Origin of the sequence: Microbacterium sp. B24 (genome assembly GCF_000333415.1) — a bacterium.
Classification (GTDB): Bacteria; Actinomycetota; Actinomycetes; order Actinomycetales; family Microbacteriaceae; genus Microbacterium.
In genome coordinates this window covers 1-1412 of sequence record NZ_BADB01000057.1, presented here as the reverse complement: position 1 = coordinate 1412, position 1412 = coordinate 1, and the positions used below count along the sequence as shown (strand labels likewise).

Below are 1412 nucleotides of genomic sequence, written 5' to 3'. Positions count from 1 at the left end.
AGCTCGGTCCCGGGGATCCTCTAGAGTCGCTCGATCACGGCGCGCGGCGTGCACGGCAGCGGCGAGGTGATCTCGTCGTTGACGTTCAGCACGAGCTTGCCGAGGTTGGTCGGGTGCAGGCCGTCGGCATCTTTGGCCGGATCGATCCGCTCCAGGATGCGATCCGTGTCGAGGTGACGCGGCAGCGGCAGCTGCACGATGTAGCCGTGGCAGGTCGGGTCGGCGTTGAGGCGGTCGATCTCGGCCTCGACGTCGGCTTGCGTGGCGTCGGCCGGCAGCTCGACCTGAATCGAGTTCATGCCGATCGCCTCGGACTCACGGTGCTTCATCCCGACGTACAGCTGCGATGCCGGGTCGGCCCCCACCAGCACCGTGGCGATGCCCGGTGTGACGCCGTGCGCCTTCAGTTTCGCGACGCGCTCGGCGAGCTCCGCCTTGATGGCCGCGGCCGTCGCGCGGCCGTCGAGTTTCTGTGCCGTCATGTTCTCTCCTCAGAAATCGTCCCGCGAGACACCACTCCCGCACCGAGACACACGTCGCCAGACGGTTTCTCGGTGCGAAGGTGGTGTCTCGCAGACAGGGGATGCCGGGATGGCGAGCCGTTACTGGGCGAGGCCGGGGTACAGCGGGAAGGCGGCGGTCAGCGCGGCCACGCGCGTGCGCAGCGACTCGACATCCGCGTCCGGCAGCAGCGCGAGCGCGATGATGTCGGCGACCTCGGTGAACTCCGCGTCACCGAAGCCACGGGTCGCGAGCGCGGGGGTGCCGATGCGCAGTCCCGACGTCACCATGGGCGGACGCGGGTCGTTGGGCACCGCGTTGCGGTTGACCGTGATGTGGATCTCGTGCAGCAGGTCTTCGGCCTGCTTGCCGTCGATCGCCGCGTCGCGGAGGTCGACGAGCACGAGGTGCACGTCGGTGCCGCCCGAACGCACGGAGATCCCGGCATCCTTCACGTCCTGCTGCGAGAGCCGGTCGGCGAGGATCGCCGCGCCGCGGATGACGCGCTCCTGACGCTCGCGGAACTCGGGGGTCGCGGCGAGCTTGAACGCCGTGGCCTTCGCGGCGATCACGTGCATGAGCGGGCCGCCCTGCTGGCCGGGGAAGACCGCCGAGTTGATCTTCTTGGCGATGTCGGCGTCGTTGGTGAGGATGAAGCCCGAGCGGGGTCCGCCGATGGTCTTGTGCACGGTGGAGCTCACCACGTGCGCGTGCGGCACCGGGGAGGGGTGCAGGCCCGCGGCGACGAGCCCGGCGAAGTGCGCCATGTCGACCCACAGCAACGCACCGACCTTGTCGGCGATGGCCCGGAAGCGCGCGAAGTCGAGCTGGCGCGGATAAGCCGACCAGCCGGCGATGATGACCTTCGGCTCGTGCTCGACGGCGAGGCGCTCGACCTCGTCCATGTCGAT

1 protein-coding gene and 1 pseudogene are annotated in these 1412 nt (G+C 69.3%); both read right to left on the bottom strand.

Translation table 11 applies throughout. The features are described 5' to 3' along the window. Positions 1–23: 23 nt before the first annotated feature. A pseudogene (locus I5I_RS01285) lies at positions 24–482 on the bottom strand (tetrahydrofolate dehydrogenase/cyclohydrolase catalytic domain-containing protein); the annotation flags it as partial. Between the two features lie 120 nt (positions 483–602). After that, on the bottom strand, positions 603–1412 hold an 810-nt coding region (locus I5I_RS01280), incomplete at its 5' end, for a serine hydroxymethyltransferase (protein WP_036315457.1).